The following is an 18163-nucleotide window of genomic DNA, read 5'->3' on the forward strand; positions in this document are numbered from 1 at the left end:
AGATGTTGCCTCCCCTACACGGATATATTTTTGCTATTGCAGGCAGACTTCGATCACACGATGAACGTCTATCGCTAATAGCGTCGACCGCACGTTCTAAGTCACAGCTCGAAGCTGTCACATTTACTTGATCAGCTTCTGCGCGATATTGGTGCGTCTAATCAAGCCGTTTACCTGTGCTTGCGTACGTAGGCAACCTGCACCTTGCGTGTTCGAAGAGTTGCGGCATTGGTGTAGGGCTGATCATTACGTTGCCATAATAGATGACGGGATCACTGGTATATGGCGGGCCTTCGGACTTATCGCACGCCCAAGACTCGCTTATGGGCGAACGGTTTCTGTTAGCTTATTTTCAGCCTGTTCCGCGGCGGGAAAAGCATGGCTGGCCACAAGCTCTTGCAGTGAATAGTCAAGGGCGTCACTGTCTGGCGCGTGATAGCGACATCATAGTGACTCAGTGTATTGTCGCAATGTGGGGCGGCTTCCCATCAACATAACTGGTGTTAATCAACTCTCTCAGAAGGTTTGGCGCTGCCTTGGTTTTTCAAATTAATGAGTAGGGATGGCCTGCACAGACCGACGCTATCTCGCGGTGGACGGTGGGTGATCACACCTCATCCCTGCCACGAACAGTTGGATTCTTGTTCTGTCTGGGCAATCGCAGTAGCCGACTGCAGCGGACGTTATTTTCGTTTGAAATCACGGCGTTCAAGCCAAGGGATATTACCTCTCCAGTAAATCATATTCATTCGGTTGCGCAGCGTGTTGAGAAGGGGGAGGAACATGGCAACAGGCCGCCAATTTTAGGTTTGGCTGGACCTAGTCAGCTATGCCTTCAAAAAATCTCCAAAAATCGGTGTGTCGCGGTTGAGATAGGCTTTGTCGATTTCGGTGCAGGTCCGGCCATGCCTATTGCAACATGAATTTTTTTTTAATACCTTTCATCGGAGCAGTGTCACCAGGCGCAAGTGCTTGGACTATTATGTTAACTACCTATAACGTTAATGAGACTTAGCAATGAGCGAGATCACTTTCTCGTCATGTCAACTTACCTGCGAAAATTCTGCAAGTGAGTACTTTAGCAATCATCGCTGCGATATTGGAGTTGTCGGCGGAATAGAAAACACATTCGATTATGCTACTAGCATGTGCAAAATAGGGAATACAACGATCAGTCGATCAGAAAGTTCGACAGGCTGGGCTTACGAAAAAAGAGCGGAGCAGGACGGTTTTCTGCTTACTGTTCCCGATTCTGGGCGTGTCTCATGGCGAACAGCAAAAAATAATTATGAGTCAAGGCAGGGTGCTGTTTTTGTTTCAGATCAACGGGAAATTGTTTTATCCAGTTTTTCTCAACAGGCCAGCTATACGTGCATTTTTTTGCATTATGATGATGTAATTCGATGCATGAGTTCTCTTGTTGATGAAGCACCTAAGGCGAGAATATGTTTTTATAATAGAAGCCCCGATGTTAAGGTTGGTGGGTTTTTAGCTAATATGGCCGAGACTGTATTGTCTTTGCCGGCTGAGCTTCCATTGGTCGAAGGGCCCTTCCTTAATCATCTGAAAGATAGCCTAATCTCCTACACGATATATAATATCGAAAACAACTATTCTCGTATAATACGCTCAACTGATACCGTGCGCATACCTACACCGCACTGTATAAAAAGTACAGTAGAGTATATAGATTCTTATTTCTCTGAAGAGTTGACCCTCACCGGCCTAGCTGCACGGGCTAACGTAAGTGTTAGAGGTTTGCAGGTGGGTTTTAAAAAATACAGAGATACCACAATTGTAAGATATATTCGCGAGGTCAGATTAAGTCACGCCCGGAAAATGATTTCCGATACCAGCCTTTTTTTGTCCTTAAAGCAGATTGCTTTTGCCTGTGGTTTCACTAACTACTATCTGTTTTGCAAGTATTACTCTTCGAGATTTGCAGAGCCCCCTCTCGAGACGCTTAGGCGGTCGCGTACCCCAGGGCTGTAGCCCTATCCCTTACTCATTAAACTCCGGTTTATACCTGAGTGATGACTCTGTACTTTTAGAGAGTGGTTACAGAGTTGTCCGATGTCTCCTGCAGTGAGATGTTTATGTATGGCATCGTTTAGTGAGGCTTGCAGATCGAGTGATCCGTTTTAAGTCGCGCAACGTTCCATACGGAGTAAGCGCAGATGTCGAAAGTGATGCATTATTCCGTATTTGCGATATTGATCAGTTCTTATGGTTGGGTCAGCTGAATCATACTGAGCTTGACTCTACCGTATCGATATTCAGTCCGACAAAAACTGGGCCGTTGCGTGTGCTTCAGGCGCCCGTTGCAAAACGCATAGCTGTGCTGCTGATGCATCAGATCAGCGTTCGTTAGGAAGCTTTGCCTCATCAGGCGTAACGCCTTGGAAGGCCTCAACGATACCTACTTGCAGCCCATCACTCGACGTCAAGCGTTGGCGAAATTGTCTTGCGTTCTGTGACGTGCAAGAAATTTCACCACCAAAATCCTGCCGCTTCGCCTCAACTACTTTGAGCCAAAGACGTCTTAAATCCCCGCTCAAAAATAAGATCGTAATGATAAAAAACCGAACAAACCACTCGGTGATGGTGCTGTGCTACGACTGAGATAAAAACGCCTTCTGCCTTTAACGACACAAAGAGAAGATTCGATTCTCGCGGTTCAGATAGGGGGCTTGAGCCAATTGTCGAAAGCGTGGCGTGCGTACCTGAAAGCACGGGCGTCACTACACAGCCTCTGCAGGATGCTGCAACTCGCAAGCGGGCCCAAGCAGATCGAGGTCTTCCAACGTCAAGCCCGAGCTTTTCACCTTTTGGCGAGTGAGAATTGACTATCATGTATCGGCTGCGTACTATTTGGAACATCGTTCCATTAAGGGTTTTTTGTCACATTCACCTCATTGCCAAAGATAAGTCGAGAAAAATATGAGAGTCGTGAAAGGGGCTGTTGACCGTTGCCTGGAAGCTATTGAGCTGCTGGCGCGTGAAGCTCGCTGGATGCGGATGTCCGATATCGCAGCCGAACTGGGCTTGGAAAAGGGTCCTGCACATCGAGTGCTTGCTCAATTAGTCGAGCAAGGGTGGGCAGAACAGGATGAAGCCACCTCGCAATACCGCTTGACGCTCAAGTTGGCGCTGCTTGGGCAGCGCTATTTACACGGAATTGGCTTGCCTGAATTGGTACAGCCGATCCTTGAGCAAGTGGCTGTTCAGTGTCATGAGTTGGTGCGACTTACTGTGGTCAACGAAGGCACCTTGTCCTGGTTGTCTTCAGCCCAAGGTGCCGCACCGGGGCTGATGTATTCCCCGGCCATGGATAAACCGATCAATCTCCATGCGACTGCCAATGGCAAAGCCTGGCTGGCCTCAATGCCTGATGACTTGGCCGTTGAGCATGCGCTGCGTAGTGGGCTGGGGAAAGCTGACGGGGGAGCAGGGCCGAAAGCGATCAACAACATCGAAGGTTTGCTGGCTGAGCTGGCGCTGACCCGCAAGCGCGGGTATGGCTTAGTCATTGAAGAAGCCGAGGTGGGTGTCTGGGCGATTGCCGTACCGGTCAAGCTGGTTCCAGCTGGCACTGTGGTCGGCACGATGAGTATCGCCGGCCCGGTCTTGCGTATGCAGCCTGAACGTTATGACCAATTGCATGCGTTGCTTGAAGATGCAGCCAACAAACTGGGGACGGTTTGGCCGCGTCAGAACAGCCTGCATTCGGAGCACGTATGAGCCCGCCCGCAGCGACATTGACCGAGATGGAGTCAGAGTTAGAAGTCGCTGCGGCGGCTCTGGTCCGTGCACGGTTAGAAGGGGGGCGACTAGCCTGCTTGCCCGGCTCGAATGTGCCAAGCAGCCTCGCACAAGGTTTTGCCATTCAGCAGCGAGTGGGGTCATTGGCTGGAAAAACCGTGGGGGGTGGAAGTGTGCGTTACCCCCGGCTGGCAAGTGGATCGTTGCTCCGATCTACAGCGACAGTATTTTAAAAGGCGAACGTTACCGACTGGCCGCCGACGCGGATAAGGCGCGCATCGAGCCAGAACTGGCGTGCGTCCTGGCCCATGATTTGCCGGCCCGTGTCGAGCCTTATACCGCTGAGGAAATCGGTGCCGCGATCAGTGCCGTGCACATGGCCTTGGAAGTGATCGACTGCCGTTACACCGATCCACACACACTGCCGTTCGTGCAATTGCTTGCCGATGGTCTGTTCAATCATGGCCTGGTACTTGGAGAGGCAATCACACTGCCAAACCCTGGCGCCATGCCCTCTGAACTGGAAATCACCGTGCGCGGCGCAAAGGCAGAGCGACTAAATGTCAACGGCCGCCACCCGGACGGGGATCCGCTTCTGCCGATCATCTGGCTGGCTAATTTTCTTTCTACACAAGGGATAGGGCTGCAAGCAGGGCAGGTGGTTATCACCGGTTCGTATGCAGGTGTTCTCGATGTGCCTGTGAATCAGCCGCTGCATGTTCAATTCGGCGAAGCAGGCTCATTGTCTGTCCATTTCTCAACGCTGGAGGAGTAAAAAATGCGCTTAGTTCGTTTTGGATTACCGGGTCAGGAACAACCAGGGATCTTGGATTCACGAGGGGTCGTTCGAGACCTGTCTGGCATTGTCGATGACATTGATGCGTCGGCACTGACCCCGACGGTGCTGGAAAAACTGCGTGCTGTAGACGTTGAAAAGCTGCCGGAGGTAGCGCCCGGCACACGTCTTGGTCCATGCGTCGGTAATGTCCCGAACCTGATTTGCATCGGTCTGAACTACTCCGATCACGCGGCTGAAACGAACACGCCTATCCCGAGCCAGCCGGTGGTCTTCAACAAGCACACCGCATCCATCAGCGGACCCAACGACCCTGTTATTTTGCCGATCGGTGCCGAGAAGCTTGATTGGGAGGTCGAACTGGCCATCGTCATCGGCACGCCTGCCTGGCAGATCAATGAGTCCCAGGCACTGGATCATATTGCTGGGTATTGCCTCGCCAATGATGTGTCCGAACGGGCTTATCAGCTTGAGTACGAAGGTCAGTGGACCAAGGGCAAAAGCGGTTTTTCTTTCGCGCCACTGGGACCCTGGCTGGTCACTCGTGACGAAATCGCCGACCCGCAAGCCCTCGACCTCTGGCTCGATGTGAATGGCAAACGTCTTCAGACCGGCAATACCCGGACGATGATTTTCAGCGTTGCGCATATTGTCGCGTACCTCAGTCGCTTCATGCCGCTAATGCCGGGCGACGTGATCATTACCGGTACGCCACCCGGTGTAGGGCTCGGGCAGAAGCCGCCGGTGTTCCTCAATGCGGGTGACACCATGCGTGTCGGTGGTCACGGGCTGGGTGAACAATTTCAGACCGTGGTTCCTTATGTAGCCGAAATGGGCGCTGCATGGGTCGCCGGTCGCCATCCCAATGTTGACTGACTATCGCTAGAGGAAAAGCTATGAGCTTTGCAGGAACAGGTGTAGTCGCTATCTGGCATGATCTTTTGCCCGAGGCGCGGGACGAGTTCTATGAGTGGCATAACCGTGAGCATATGCCTGAGCGGGCTGCAATCCCCGGGTTTCTGCGCGGGCGGAGATACATTGCTCTGGATGCAGGGCCCACGTATTTCAACCTTTATGAGGCGGACACCGTGCAAGTGTTGGGAGGAGAGGATTATTTATCTCGCCTCAACACTCCAACCCCATGGACGCAGCAGTCTGTTAAGTCCTATCGCAATGTCGCGCGATCCATTTGCAATGTCACTTACACCAGCGGTGTGGGGCAGGGTGCGTTTTTGCTGACGGTGCGTTTTGATGTGTTCGAAGGACACCATGAATCGGTATCCAACGCGTTGTGCCAAAGTGTGCTTCCTCCCATTGCGGATAAGCAGGGCATTACCGGCGTGCATTTGTGCGTAGCTGATGAGGCTGTGAGCAAGGTCGAAACTGCAGAGAAAAAAGCGCGGGCCGAAGGGACCCAGATACCGGCCTGGATCGTTATGATTGAAGGCTGTGCGTCGGACTACGTGCGTGCTGCTGGCGAGTCCTTTTTGGCTCAGTTGCAACGCGTTTTGGAAGGGCAATCGACGGGACCCGAAACGACGCTTTATCAACTGGAATACACGCGTTGCAAGACACCTGGGAGCGCGGGTTGATCACTGAGCGTTAGAGTCCGTATTAACTTAACTTCGTTTTAATCAGATCTTGACACACGAGCGTGCCCCTACAGGCATTGAATCTGGCTCGCGCCTAGGCACGCTCGGGTTTTACAAGGAACAGGCGCAACGAAACGCTGTCTTTGAGCAAAGCCTTCCAGCAAAGCCGATGAAGTACGCCTGAATGCGTCGAAAATCCGTGCATGACTTGTCTCGAAATTAATGACATAACTTGAATAGAGAAATAATAATAATGACTCTCTTAATCCGTTCCGCTGCGGCTTGTGTATCTCATTTGCGACCATTGGTGGTGGGTATAACCCTTGCGATGACAACCTGCGCCGCACAGGCCGAAGGAAGCAGTTTTATTGAAGATGCGAAGGTCAATTTGAACCTGCGTAATTTCTACATTAATCGTAACTTTACTGACCCCATGAATACCCAATCCAAGGCCGAAGAATGGACTCAAAGTTTCATTCTCGACGCGAAGTCCGGTTTCACCGCCGGAGCAGTGGGTTTTGGGGTAGACATGTTAGGGCTGTATTCGCTCAAGCTCGATGGCGGTAAAGGCACTGGAGGGACTCAATTGCTGCCGTTGGATAGCGACAGGCGCCCTGCTGATTCTTTCGGTCGTACGGCGGTGGCTGGCAAGATGAAAATCGGCAAGACCGAACTTAAAGTAGGCGAATGGATGCCGGTATTGCCGATCCTTCGTTCCGACGATGGGCGCTCACTGCCGCAAACATTCCAGGGTGGGCAGGTGACTTCGCGGGATATCGATGGATTGGCTTTGTACGGCGGCCAATATCGCCAGAACAGTCCGCGCAATGATTCAAGCATGGAAGACATGTTCATGCTGGGCAAGGCTGCGTTCACCTCAGACCGCTTTAACTTCGTCGGTGGTGAATACACGTTCAATGAAAAACGCACACTGATCGGCGCGTGGAACGCGCAACTCAAAGATATCTATCAGCAGCAGTATCTGCAGATCGTTCACAGTGAACCATTGGGTGACTGGACCTTGGGTGCCAACCTGGGTTACTTCTGGGGGCGAGAGGATGGTAGCGCCCGCGCTGGCGACCTGGATAACCGCACTGTTTCAGCACTTCTGTCCGCCCGCAATGGTGGCAGCACGTTTTACATCGGCTTGCAGAAACTAACAGGTGACGATGGCTGGATGCGGGTCAATGGTACCAGCGGCGGTACTCTGGCTAACGATAGCTATAACAACAGTTACGACAATGCCCGAGAGAAATCGTGGCAATTACGTCACGACTATAACTTTGCCACCTTCGGCGTGCCTGGGCTGACGCTGATGAATCGCTATATCAGCGGCGACAATGTGCACGCAGGTAGCGTCACCGACGGCAAGGAGTGGGGGCGGGAATCAGAAGTGGCTTATACGCTGCAGAGCGGCACGTTCAAAGACCTTAATGTGCGCTTGCGCAACGCGAGCATTCGTCGTGACTTCAGCACCAATCAGTTTGATGAGAACCGTCTAATTGTCAGCTATCCATTCAGCCTGCTCTAGCTAGGCGCGACGCGGCTGCTTGCTCGCTGTGATCAAGCGTCTGAAGCCCAAGGGGGGCGGTCAACCACCACTGGCGGCAGGTCTTTGGTAGGTAAATGTACCTCGGTGTACATTTAGCGGTCATCCACGTACATTCGGGCCACGCATTTTTGATAGAAGGTTAATGGGATGCCCGAGTTAAAAAAGGCACGTGGCAAAGGCCAGGACGCGGGCTGGCGGGGCTCGCCGGACGGCTGGCTGGCAGCGGCCTATGAGACCCTGAAGGAGTCGGGCATCGATGCGGTGCGGGTCATGCCGCTGGCCAAGCGTCTGGGTTTGTCACGCACCAGTTTCTACTGGTTTTTCGAGGACCGCGAGCAACTGCTGACGGCGTTGCTGTCGCGTTGGCGGGAGACCAATACCGGGGGGCTGATACAGCAAAGTGAAAGTTATGCCGAAAGCATTTCCGAGGCGATCCTAAATGTGTTCGAGTGCTGGCTGAACCCGCAATTGTTCGACTCGCAATTCGAGTTTGCCGTACGCAGTTGGGCGCTTCAGTCCGCTGAAGTGGCCCAGCAAGTCGCTGTGGTTGACGAACAGCGAATGAATGCCCTGGCGAATATGTTCAAGCGCTTCGGCTATGACAGCCAGGGCGCTGACGCCAGGGCCCGGACGATCTATCTGACGCAGATCGGCTACATCACCATGAATACGACGGAATTGATCACTGTGCGCTTTGAGCGCATCCCCCATTACGTGAGCATCTTCACCGGCAAAGTCCCCAAGCAGCGTGAGCTGGATCGTTTTTACGGGAAGTTCGGCTATGCCGAAAAAGAGCCCGGGCTCTTTGTTCCGTTGGCGGAGACTTTCGAAGGCAATGGCGATGATCAATAAAACCCTGGGGATTATTGGCGGCACCGGCTGGTTGGGCGGCGCGATTGCCAGGGCGGTCCTGGCGAAGGGGCTGGTGCCGGCGGCAAACCTGATCATTTCCAATCGCTCGGGCAATCACCCGTTGGCTGAACAAGGCGCTCGCCTGGTCACGGACAACCAGGCGTTGGTGGATCGCAGCGACGTGGTGATCATCGCGGTGCGCCCCGAGCATTTCGCCAGCCTGAATATCAACGCGACGGGTAAGACCGTTATTTCCCTGATGGCCGGGATCAGCGCACAGACGATTGTCGCGCAGACCTCGGCTTCGGCAGTGGTGCGGGCGATGCCCAACGCGGCGGTGGAGATCGGGCAATCCTTTACGCCTTGGTATTGTTTTGCAGAGGTAGCGGCAACGACGAAAAGCTTCGTGCAGAGCTTATTCGAATGCGTGGGCACGGCCGCAGAGGTAAAGCAGGAAGACTTCATCGACTACCTGTCGGCGCTCTCTGGCACGGGCCCGGCTTTCCCTGCCTTGCTGATGACGGCGCTGGCCAATCAGGCGATGGCAGCCGGCATTCCCGCCGATATCGCGCAACTTGCCGCGAAAAATGTCGTAGTCAACAGCAGCCAGTTGCTGGCCGATCACGATGCTCAGCAGATGATCGACGCCTTGGTAGCTTACCGTGGGGTAACGGCCGCTGCCTTGCAAGTGATGATCCATGGGCAATTCGAGGAGCAGATTGGCGAGGCGCTGCGAGAGGGTGCTGCCGTTGCCCGTCGAGGGCTTTAGGCTGAATGAGCCGAAAGCCCCTTCACAGGGGCGTCGGGGAGGGCACGCATGCGGTCAGATGTCTTTGAGCAACCGCAGCGCATCGTAGATGGCGGCGTGGGTGTTGCGCGCCGACACCGCGTCGCCGATCCGGAACAGCTGGAAACGGCCCTCGGGGTTGGTCACGATGTTCTGGGTTTTCCCGGCGATCAAGTCGTGCTGTTCGACCGCGCCGTTATTGCTCGAGTGCGGGCGCAGTTCAAAGTAAAGGTCTTCCAGTGGCAGGGTGCCGTGGTTGACCACGACCTGATCGACCACGCGCTGTTTGTGCACCTGGCCGTAATCGCTGCCGAAGCTGGCCACCAGATGACCGTCGCGCTTTTCTACGGACTCGACCCGGTACGTGACCGTGAAGGTGACATTCAGGTCTTGCAGGCTGCGCATGTAAGGCACCAGGTTCATGGCCATCACCTCCGGCGCAAACGAGCGGTCCGGCGTGACGATCTCCAGTTGTGCGCCGCTTTTGGCGATGACCTCGGCCGCCTGTAGCGCCGCGTGGTCGCCTGCATCATCGAAGATCAGCACGTTCCGGCCGGGTTTGACGTCGCCGGAGATGATGTCCCAGGTCGAGACCACCAGCTCGTTGCCGTGCTTGAGCACTTCGGTGTGGGGCAAGCCGCCGGTGGCGACGATCACGACGTCCGGTGCCTCGGCCATGACGGTGTCGGCTTCGGCCCAGGTGTTGAAGTGGAACTTGACGCCCAGGCGTTCGCATTGCGCCATGCGCCAGTCGATGATGCTGATCATCTCGCGACGCCGCTCGCTCAGTGCCGTCAAGCGGATCTGCCCGCCAGGCTGATCGGCGATTTCGAACACCGTGACAGCGTGGCCGCGCTCACCAGCCACCCGTGCCGCTTCCAGGCCCGCCGGGCCGGTGCCGATCACTACCACCTTGCGCTTGACCGCGGCCTTGGGGATCTCGTGGGGCATGGTGGTTTCGCGGCCGGTAGCAGCGTTGTGGATGCAATACGCGGCGCCGCCCTGATAGATACGGTCCAGGCAATAGTTGGCGCCGACGCAGGGGCGAATGTCCTCTTCACGCTTTTCGATGATCTTGCGCACAATGTGCGGGTCGGTCATGTGCGCCCGGGTCATGCCGATCATGTCCACCTTGCCGGAGGCGATGGCGTGTCGCGCCGTGGCGACATCCGGAATCTTGGCCGCATGGAACGTTGGGAAACCGGTGGCCGAGCGGATCTCGCCGGCAAAATCCAGGTGCGGCGAGTTGCGCATGCCCTGGATCGGAATCACGTCGGTGAGGCCGGCATCGGTATCGATGTGCCCGCGCACGACGTTGAGGAAGTCCACCAGCCCACTGTCCTTGAGCATGTGGGAGATCTGCAGGCCGTCGCTGGCGCCGAAGCCGCCAGGCAGGTCTTCATCGCCGGTGTAGCGCACCCCCAGCAGGAAATCCTCGCCGCAGCGTTGGCGGATGCCGCGCAGGATGTCGAAGGTGAAGCGCATCCGGTTTTCCAGCGACCCGCCGTAAGGCCCGTCGAGGTCGTTGGTCAGCGGTGACCAGAATTGATCCATGAGGTGCCCGTAGGCCTGCAGCTCCAGGCCATCGAGACCGGCGGCCTTCATGCGTTCGGCGGCGTCCACGTAGTCCTTGATGATCCGGTCGATGTCCCACTCTTCGAGCTTTTTCGGAAAGGCCCGGTGGGACGCTTCACGCCGATGGGACGACGATACGACCGGCAGCCAGTCAGCCTTGTCCCAGCGCGTGCGACGGCCCAGGTGAGTCAGCTGGATCATCACCGCGGCCCCGTGCTCGTGACATTCGTCAGTCAGGTCCTTCATCCATTTGACCACCTCGTCCTTGTATGCCAGCACATTATTGAACACCGGCGGGCTATCACGGGAAACGGCGGCAGAGCCTGCCGTCATGGTCAACGCCACACCTGCTTTAGCTCGCTCTACGTGATAAGCGCGATACAGATCCTTCGGCATGCCATCGACAGGATAAGCGGGCTCATGGGAGGTGGTCATGATCCGGTTCTTGAGGGTCAGGTGTTTGATCTTATAGGGCTGCAGCAGAGGATCGCTGGACATGGCGTTGCGCTCCGGGAACAGAACATCAGGCTCGGTTTTGACATGACGGTATGTTCAATGTTCATGCATGTCAACGATTATGACATGGGTGTACATTTTTATTGCGTGACAAAAAAACCGGGATTACCATCCAGTCAAATCAAGGGTAGGTCGGTGCCCTGCGTCCGGTTTCCTGCCTCCATTCTTGGTGGCAGAGGAGGGCCGAATACTCGTGAATACATGAGGGGTTTCACATAACTAGAAATTCACTTAGCACGTAAAACCCCTGAGGGTGTGATTGCACTCTGCTTTAAGAAGGGGAGGTTAATTCTTCTGCTGCCCTGCCAATAACTACTCATACAGTACGCGGAGATGCACCATGATGACGTTATCCAGTAAAATGTGTATCGGTTGGCTTGCAGGCTTGGCGATGACCGCCGCTAGTCTGATGGCCCACGCCGAAGAACCCGCGCCTATCCGTATTGGATGGGTGAATTGGTCGGATACGGAAATCGCTGTAAAGCTGGCGGAGACGGCATTACGCGACCACCTGAAACAACCCGTCAAATTGGTGCTGGCCGACATTGGCATTCAATTCCAGGCCTTGGCTAACGGCAATATCGATCTGATTCCGATGGTCTGGCTGCCAAACACGCACAAGTCGTTCTACGACAAATACAAAGTTAAGCTTGAAGACCTCGGCGTGCTGTATGAAGGTCGAATCGGCATGGCCGTGCCAACCTCCATTCCCACGAGCGAGGTTGCGAGTGTCGAAGACCTCAACAAGCCTGAAGTGCGGGAAAAGCTTGGCGGCAAGATCCTGACTTCGGAAGTGGGTAATGGTCAGTACAAACTGACAGAAAAGGCCATCAAAGAGTACAAACTCGACGGCTATAAGATGGTCGCCTCTTCAGAGTCCGGCATGTTGAGCGAACTGGATCGCAACCTCAAACGTGACAAGTGGTCGTTGATCAACGCCTGGAGCCCGCACTGGATGTTCGCAAAATGGCCTTTGCGCTACCTAGATGATCCGAAGCAGGTTTTCGGTGGGGCTGAACAAATTCATGCGATTGCCCGCAAAGGCTTCAGCGCCGAGCACCCCGATGTCGCCCGGTTCTTCGCCAACTTCAAGATTCCCAAGACTGACCTTGAGACGTTGATGTCCTCCGCCCGTGACAGTTCGGCAGACAAGGTCGTTGCAGAGTACTACGCCGCCAACAAACCTCGCTTCGAGGCGATGTTTGGCAGCCAGACAGCCTCCACGACATCGTCTCAGTAGTAGCCATCTTCCGCTAATGATGTTGCTGTCAGGTGCCCTTGAGAGGGCACCGGATGCCTCGAACGTATATTCAGGCGGCACCCTTGAAGACCACAGCCTATCTGCGCTTTACCTTGGATGAAGCGGTTGACTGGGTGAGGCGCCTTTGCGAAGCGAAAGGATGCTCACCCGCGATTGCCATTTCATTGGCCCACGCTACCGTAGCTGCGCAAGCGCGCGGTAACCAGGCCGTGGGATTCCGGCATCTCGCCGATTACCTGCCGGGCTTTTCCTCCGGTCGCATCAATCCGCGGGCGGAGCCGCGTATCTCCCCCGCTGGCTCGATTATTTTCAGATCTGATGCCCAAGGCGGTATTGCCCAGCTTGGGGTAGATCGGTGTTTTGATTCGCTGTGCCATGCCGCGCATGCCAATGGCATGGCCACGCTGAGCCAGTGCAACAGTTTCACAAGCGGTGAGCTGGGTGACTACACGTTGCGGTTTGCCCAGGCAGGGCTGGTTGCATTGGCGGTTGCAAATGGACCTGCGCTGGTCTCCGTTCCTGGCGCCAAGGGCAAGACCTACTCTACCAATCCGCTCTCATTTGCCGCGCCCACGGCCGATGGCATCCCTCTGTTATTTGACCAGGCCGGCAGTGCTACTGCATTCGTAAATATTGCCCATGCAGCCTCGACGGGCAGCGATATTCCCGAGGGCTGGGCATTGGACCGGGATGGCAATGGTACGCGTAACGCCTTGGCGGCGTTGAGCGGTGCATTGCTGCCTTTTGGTGGTCACCGTGGGGCCAATATCATGCTCATGGTCGAGGTTTTGGCGGCGGGGCTCACGGGCGCCAATTGGTCGTTGGATGCACCAGCGTTCAACGAGGGAACGCAGACGCCTGGCTGCGGCCTCTTGATTCTGCTCCTGGCGCCGAACTTCTTTTCCGCGGGATTCGAGCAGCGGCTTTCAATACAACTTAGCCGCCTGAAGCAGATGGGCGTCCACAGGCCGGGATGGGAACGGCAACACGCAACTGTCACCGCACAGAGTGAGGGGGTAAGTATTCCTATTGATCTGTTCGAGCAAATAAGTCGACTATAATCCGGTCGATACGATGCTCGCAAAATGACATCGAAATCGAGAATGAATTGCACTGAAACAGCAGGCAGCGATCGATAGTCTTGGGTTCACGTAGCTCCCGCTCGATCTAACTATCCACATAGGCCGTGAAGTGGTAGTCCTGATTATTTCAGAGCGGTGGAAGATTTTTTTCGAACACGACATCTAGCCTGCGAACACGCATCAGCTATCCCCCGCGCTGGTGCTGGTCATTCAGGTTTATCAATGGCTGATTAACGCGCTCACCGGTGCAATGCGCACCAGCGGCTATCGAAGCCTGAGGAAACCCCTTCAGCATGTTTCTCGGAGTCTTCTTGGAATCTGAAGCAGCGTTGCGTCAGTCCTCAGTTTGTCAACCTTAAGCTTTCCTTTAAAGCGCTACGCAGGAACAATAAAAAATTAGTAATTCTTTTTATCTCGAGGATAATGGTTGCGAATTTTTTCGAAAAAATCCGTACGATTTAAAGGACCAATGAATGGCTATCGACAATGCTGAGCTAGGTGGTGGTGATTCAGCTTCCACCCGAGACCGTGTTGCGTTGGGCGATGAAATTCGCAAGTTGCGCAAAGCTCGCGCCAAGACGTTGGCGGAAATTTCCTCAGCAATCGGCCGGTCGATCAGCTTCATAAGCCAACTGGAACGTGGCCGCGCTGAAATTCCGATATCCGATCTAAAACGCATCGCTTTGACCCTAGGGGTACCCCTGGACTGGTTTTTCTTGGAAAGTGAGCGTCCGGCAGCAGAGGTTGGAAGAGTCGTTCGTGCGGGGGGGCGGCGTCGGTTGGGATCGGTCGCCGGTGGGCTTACGGAGGAGTCATTATCACCCTCTATTGGAGGTGCATTCGAAATGTTCCTCAGTACAATGAGCCCCGGTGCCACTTTCGAAGCTAAAAGCACCCGCGGGACTGAGGAGGAAGGCTTTCTAGTTTCTGGACAGCTTAATCTCTGGATAGGTGCACACCCCTTCAGTTTGAGTGCAGGAGACAGTTTTCGCATCGCCAATGAGCCCTATCGTTGGGAAAATCCCAGTGAAGTGGATGCCGTTGTCATCTGGGTCATCTCGCCACCTGCTTTTTAACTGATCGTGTGTGGCAGCGTATTTGATGCGTATTGCTGCGACATCCCGGGAACCGACAGTACGCCCTGAGAGCTGGCCTGCCGACTGGGCAGAATAAATAAACGACTCAGGTTCATAGCGATCAGCCAGGCCGCACGCGAATGCCCGTCGCCGAGTAGTACATCGGTAATGTCTCACTGAATAGGTTCAGCGCACCCAGCGGCTTACGGATGAACGTGTCTTGAGTACTGACAACCATAGCCGCTGAATGGCTCCACGGGAACCGCAAAGGTCGATGATCTCCCCTCGATGTCGGCATCGGTGGCAATCACCTGTTCGGTGACCTGGCTGATTAGCTGTTTACCAGCTTTGAATTGTGGTGGTGGAGATCTTGACCGTGTTGCACCAGCGCCCGGCAATGATTGGAAGCTGCACGATAGACCTGCGCCTGTACTGTTGATCATAAGCTTCCGGTGGTGCGGCCTAGATACGATGGCCGATGCACCAGGTGAGCGCCGTTGCGTAATAGGTGATGGCTGCTCGCGATGGTGATGTTCAGATGAGTCGCCATCGGAATGCGGGTGGACCTGTTGGAATGATCATTGCGGGGAAGCGGACTGAACAGAGGATAGGGCAGGGCACAACCACAAGGGTATCAATAGTGGCGCATTTAGTGCTTCGGTTATTTGCTGCAGCCGCTCTCATAAAAGTACAGACAACTAATAGCGCCTAGATCTTTTGCTAAGATGACGTCCTCTGCACTAAGTTTTGAATGATGTGGATGTTTTGAGGGCTATTTACATAGTTCTGATATTGATTCCCATGCCAACAGTAAGCCCGTAATTATTATCAGAGCTCCTCCCGCGCGACTTACATTCCTGATGCTGTTGGGGGTCGATAAAATCTGTGACCGTAGTGCGTGCGCTGCAACGACCCAGAGAGAGTCGATTACCAGACCTAAAATAATGGGCACGAAAGAGTATGTCACAAGCGTTATTATTGGATCCGCGATACTTCGAGGGAGAAAGCTGGGAACAATCGTTCCGAACATAATAAAAGCTTTTGGATTCGTAACGCCTACGACGATGCCGGTTACTAAAGGCCGTTTTCCACGGGATGTCTGTGTTCGCTTGGCTGAATCAGTCACCCCGGCACTCGAGAGGAATTGAAGTCCGATCCACAATAACGCAATTGCCCCCAGCGCTCTGATCAATAATAAAGTTATATGGGATTCCGTTATTATAGTACCGAGACCAACAGCAAGAAGTACTGCGACAATAGACATGCCAATTGCGTTGCCTGCCACTCCTCGTAGAGCATAGTTTTTTCCGTCCATCAATACTTGGCCTATAAAAAGCATAATACTTGGCCCCGGCACGGCAATAATTATTGAGCATGTCACGACAAGACCGATCAGGCCAGTGAACGCAAAGCTAATTCCATTCATAAAGTACCCCCTTGCAAAACGCCGCATAACGCTGCGGCGCTCTGCATCGTTGGTTATTGTTTTCTATCCGAAAGCAGTGATAATGTTGGCTGAATATGAAGAGCCTCATCAATTTCATCGTCAGTCATTAATGGATAACATTTATCGATATACTCGTCTTTAACTGGCAATGTGCTGCGCCGTAATTTAAAGTCTATAGCGCAGGCGCAAGCATTGAACGCCACGTTCTTGTATTGATCCAGATTTGTCTCCTCGTCTATGTAGTCATCGATGTCCCAGCGTCCAATTAAGCTTTCCTGCATATGAAACTGCTCAGTCTCAATACCGTCACGAAACACATGAAATACGGGGTGAATGTAAGCACTCTTAGATGTATCAAAGTGATCGGCTGGCAAAGTAAAGTAATGCGTTGGAAGATTGCCATCGCCATATCGGGAAAAACCGTACTCGAATAAGATTTCGACGTATTCACGAGATTGACCCCATCGTTCAGCATTATATTTTCGGGGAAACGGTGGCCAAACCTGCGCAATAATATCTCCGCTTTCTGATCTCTCAAACGTGACCACGCAGCTAAAATAGCTGTAGAGCTCAAACAAAGGCATGGTAGTACTGACCATGCCAACCAGGTACTCGGCCAAAGTACTCAACGCTGCAGGCGGCTCATTATTGGCGATTACACATTCAAAAATTGGTTTGACCGGCACGTTGTAGTGTTTTTCTGAGATCAGGGTAGCGAGAGCCTGAATATTGCATCGGAATCCGTGCACAAATCCGGATGCTGCGTCCGGATCATTTACACGTGTCGGGGCTCCAATAAAATATAAATCTGGCTCATTTTCAGAACACCATGTGGAGTCGAGCAGGAAGTATTTGCCGTTTTTATCGCGGCTCGGTTGTATGGTTTCAGCATCAAAAATATCGCCCATCGTATAATTGAAACCGCAGCACACTATAATTTCGTCCACAATGCCAGTGCGTCGCATCCACCTTGGCGGAGACCAGTGTACACATGGGGTTTCATATTTGACGAGAATGCGGCCAGCATTTTTGCCTTCCGTAATCCGGTGCACTTCTACGATGCGGTCACTGACGATGTTATTATTCGATTTCAGTTGCATGAGATCAAAAACATCAGACACTTGAGCACGGATATCATGAACATTATGAGTTTGACGGGCAAGTTTAGGTAGCGAGCGAGTTACAACACGCGTTTCCGCCGTTATATCAACCAAGTGATGAGCAATTTCAAAAGCTGAATTGCCACGACCAAGCACAACTACCACTTTGTTCCTGTAATGCTCATGCGCAGCCTCAGGATCGTAATCCTCGTAGAGAGTATATATTTCTTTGGTCAGCCCTTTTATCGATGGAATTACAGGCTCGGATCGGCCCGCGCCGCAAAATACTCTATCCGCGATCAGGTCTACTCCACCTTCGACCGAAATGAGGAAATTCCCGTCCTCTGGTCTACGGGATATTTTTTTTACGCGCGAATTCGTTCTGATCGATGGTCGCAGTCCCATTGAATCGGCGACATACTGAAGGTAGGTTTTGTAGGTGCGAGCAGATGGCCAGTGTTGGCTGGTCCAATTAGTAAATCGCAGCTTTGGGTCTTTCTCTACATCTTCTGAGGTGATCGTGCTAAGCGTGTGCCAGTCATAACGCATCCGATAGGTATGCGCATCGCCAGGAACATATTTCTTATTAAGCGATATTAGCTGGCCGCAGACTGGAACCTTATCCCATTGCCCACCCACACTGGAGCTGGCCTCTAGTAACAGGAAATCAATATCGCGCTTCATGAATTCAAGCGCCATATTGATCCCAGCAGGACCACCGCCTACTATTATATTCTGATAGTGATTTTTCATCTTATACTCCCC

General features: G+C 53.5%; 14 protein-coding genes and 1 pseudogene. 11 read left to right on the forward strand and 4 right to left on the reverse strand.

What is annotated here, in order from left to right:
- Positions 1 to 1017 precede the first annotated feature (1017 nt).
- The 8 genes from NVB75_RS02360 (at position 1018) to NVB75_RS02395 (ending at position 9323) form a co-directional block, all read left to right on the forward strand.
- Entirely contained in the window at positions 1018 to 1992 is a 975-nt protein-coding gene (locus tag NVB75_RS02360) for a helix-turn-helix domain-containing protein (protein WP_258345772.1), read from the forward strand.
- Positions 1993 to 2940: 948 nt separating this feature from the next.
- Positions 2941 to 3741, forward strand: a complete 801-nt coding sequence (locus tag NVB75_RS02365) for an IclR family transcriptional regulator (RefSeq protein WP_258345773.1) — start codon at positions 2941 to 2943, stop codon at positions 3739 to 3741.
- A complete protein-coding gene (locus tag NVB75_RS02370) occupies positions 3677 to 4537 on the forward strand; it encodes a fumarylacetoacetate hydrolase family protein (RefSeq protein ID WP_258348494.1) in 861 nt (286 codons plus the stop codon). Before NVB75_RS02365 ends, NVB75_RS02370 begins: the two co-directional genes overlap by 65 nt.
- Positions 4538 to 4540: 3 nt before the next feature.
- A complete protein-coding gene (locus NVB75_RS02375) occupies positions 4541 to 5434 on the forward strand; it encodes a fumarylacetoacetate hydrolase family protein (RefSeq protein WP_258345774.1) in 894 nt (297 codons plus the stop codon).
- 20 nt (positions 5435 to 5454) lie between these two features.
- Positions 5455 to 6150 carry a DUF4286 family protein gene (locus NVB75_RS02380; RefSeq protein ID WP_258345775.1) on the forward strand — a complete coding sequence of 232 codons (696 nt, stop codon included), beginning with the start codon at positions 5455 to 5457 and terminating at the stop codon, positions 6148 to 6150.
- Positions 6151 to 6478: 328 nt separating this feature from the next.
- A complete protein-coding gene (locus NVB75_RS02385) occupies positions 6479 to 7681 on the forward strand; it encodes an OprD family porin (RefSeq protein ID WP_258348495.1) in 1203 nt (400 codons plus the stop codon).
- Between the two features lie 168 nt (positions 7682 to 7849).
- On the forward strand, positions 7850 to 8554 hold the full coding sequence (locus tag NVB75_RS02390; RefSeq protein WP_258345776.1) for a TetR/AcrR family transcriptional regulator: 705 nt from the start codon (positions 7850 to 7852) through the stop codon (positions 8552 to 8554).
- On the forward strand, positions 8544 to 9323 hold the full coding sequence (locus NVB75_RS02395) for a pyrroline-5-carboxylate reductase (protein ID WP_258345777.1): 780 nt from the start codon (positions 8544 to 8546) through the stop codon (positions 9321 to 9323). The genes NVB75_RS02390 and NVB75_RS02395 overlap by 11 nt, the downstream gene beginning before the upstream one ends.
- Positions 9324 to 9377: 54 nt before the next feature.
- Here NVB75_RS02395 and NVB75_RS02400 read toward each other — a convergent pair whose 3' ends face one another.
- Positions 9378 to 11414 carry an NADH:flavin oxidoreductase gene (locus tag NVB75_RS02400; RefSeq protein WP_258345778.1) on the reverse strand — a complete coding sequence of 679 codons (2037 nt, stop codon included), beginning with the start codon at positions 11412 to 11414 and terminating at the stop codon, positions 9378 to 9380.
- Positions 11415 to 11772: 358 nt separating this feature from the next.
- Between NVB75_RS02400 and NVB75_RS02405 the strand changes: the two genes are divergently transcribed.
- The 3 genes from NVB75_RS02405 to NVB75_RS02415 all read left to right on the forward strand — a co-directional run bounded on the left by NVB75_RS02405 (position 11773) and on the right by NVB75_RS02415 (position 14851).
- Positions 11773 to 12672, forward strand: coding sequence for a glycine betaine ABC transporter substrate-binding protein (locus NVB75_RS02405; RefSeq protein WP_258345779.1), 900 nt, complete (start codon positions 11773 to 11775; stop codon positions 12670 to 12672).
- A gap of 53 nt (positions 12673 to 12725) precedes the next feature.
- Complete coding sequence (locus NVB75_RS02410) at positions 12726 to 13754, forward strand: Ldh family oxidoreductase (RefSeq protein WP_258345780.1); 1029 nt, start codon at positions 12726 to 12728, stop codon at positions 13752 to 13754.
- A 494-nt stretch (positions 13755 to 14248) separates the two neighbouring features.
- Positions 14249 to 14851 carry a helix-turn-helix domain-containing protein gene (locus NVB75_RS02415; RefSeq protein ID WP_258345782.1) on the forward strand — a complete coding sequence of 201 codons (603 nt, stop codon included), beginning with the start codon at positions 14249 to 14251 and terminating at the stop codon, positions 14849 to 14851.
- 50 nt (positions 14852 to 14901) lie between these two features.
- Here NVB75_RS02415 and NVB75_RS02420 read toward each other — a convergent pair.
- The 3 genes and pseudogenes from NVB75_RS02420 to NVB75_RS02425 form a co-directional block, all read right to left on the reverse strand.
- A pseudogene (locus NVB75_RS02420) lies at positions 14902 to 15343 on the reverse strand (DNA topoisomerase III); the annotation flags it as partial.
- 280 nt (positions 15344 to 15623) lie between these two features.
- Entirely contained in the window at positions 15624 to 16304 is a 681-nt protein-coding gene (locus NVB75_RS33240) for a LysE family translocator (RefSeq protein WP_375378908.1), read from the reverse strand.
- 26 nt (positions 16305 to 16330) lie between these two features.
- Positions 16331 to 18151 (reverse strand): NAD(P)-binding domain-containing protein, encoded by a 1821-nt coding sequence (locus NVB75_RS02425; RefSeq protein ID WP_258345783.1) that lies wholly within the window; start codon positions 18149 to 18151, stop codon positions 16331 to 16333.
- Positions 18152 to 18163: the final 12 nt, after the last annotated feature.

The sequence above is a fragment of the Pseudomonas sp. CBS genome (assembly GCF_024734645.1).
Lineage (GTDB): Bacteria > Pseudomonadota > Gammaproteobacteria > Pseudomonadales > Pseudomonadaceae > Aquipseudomonas.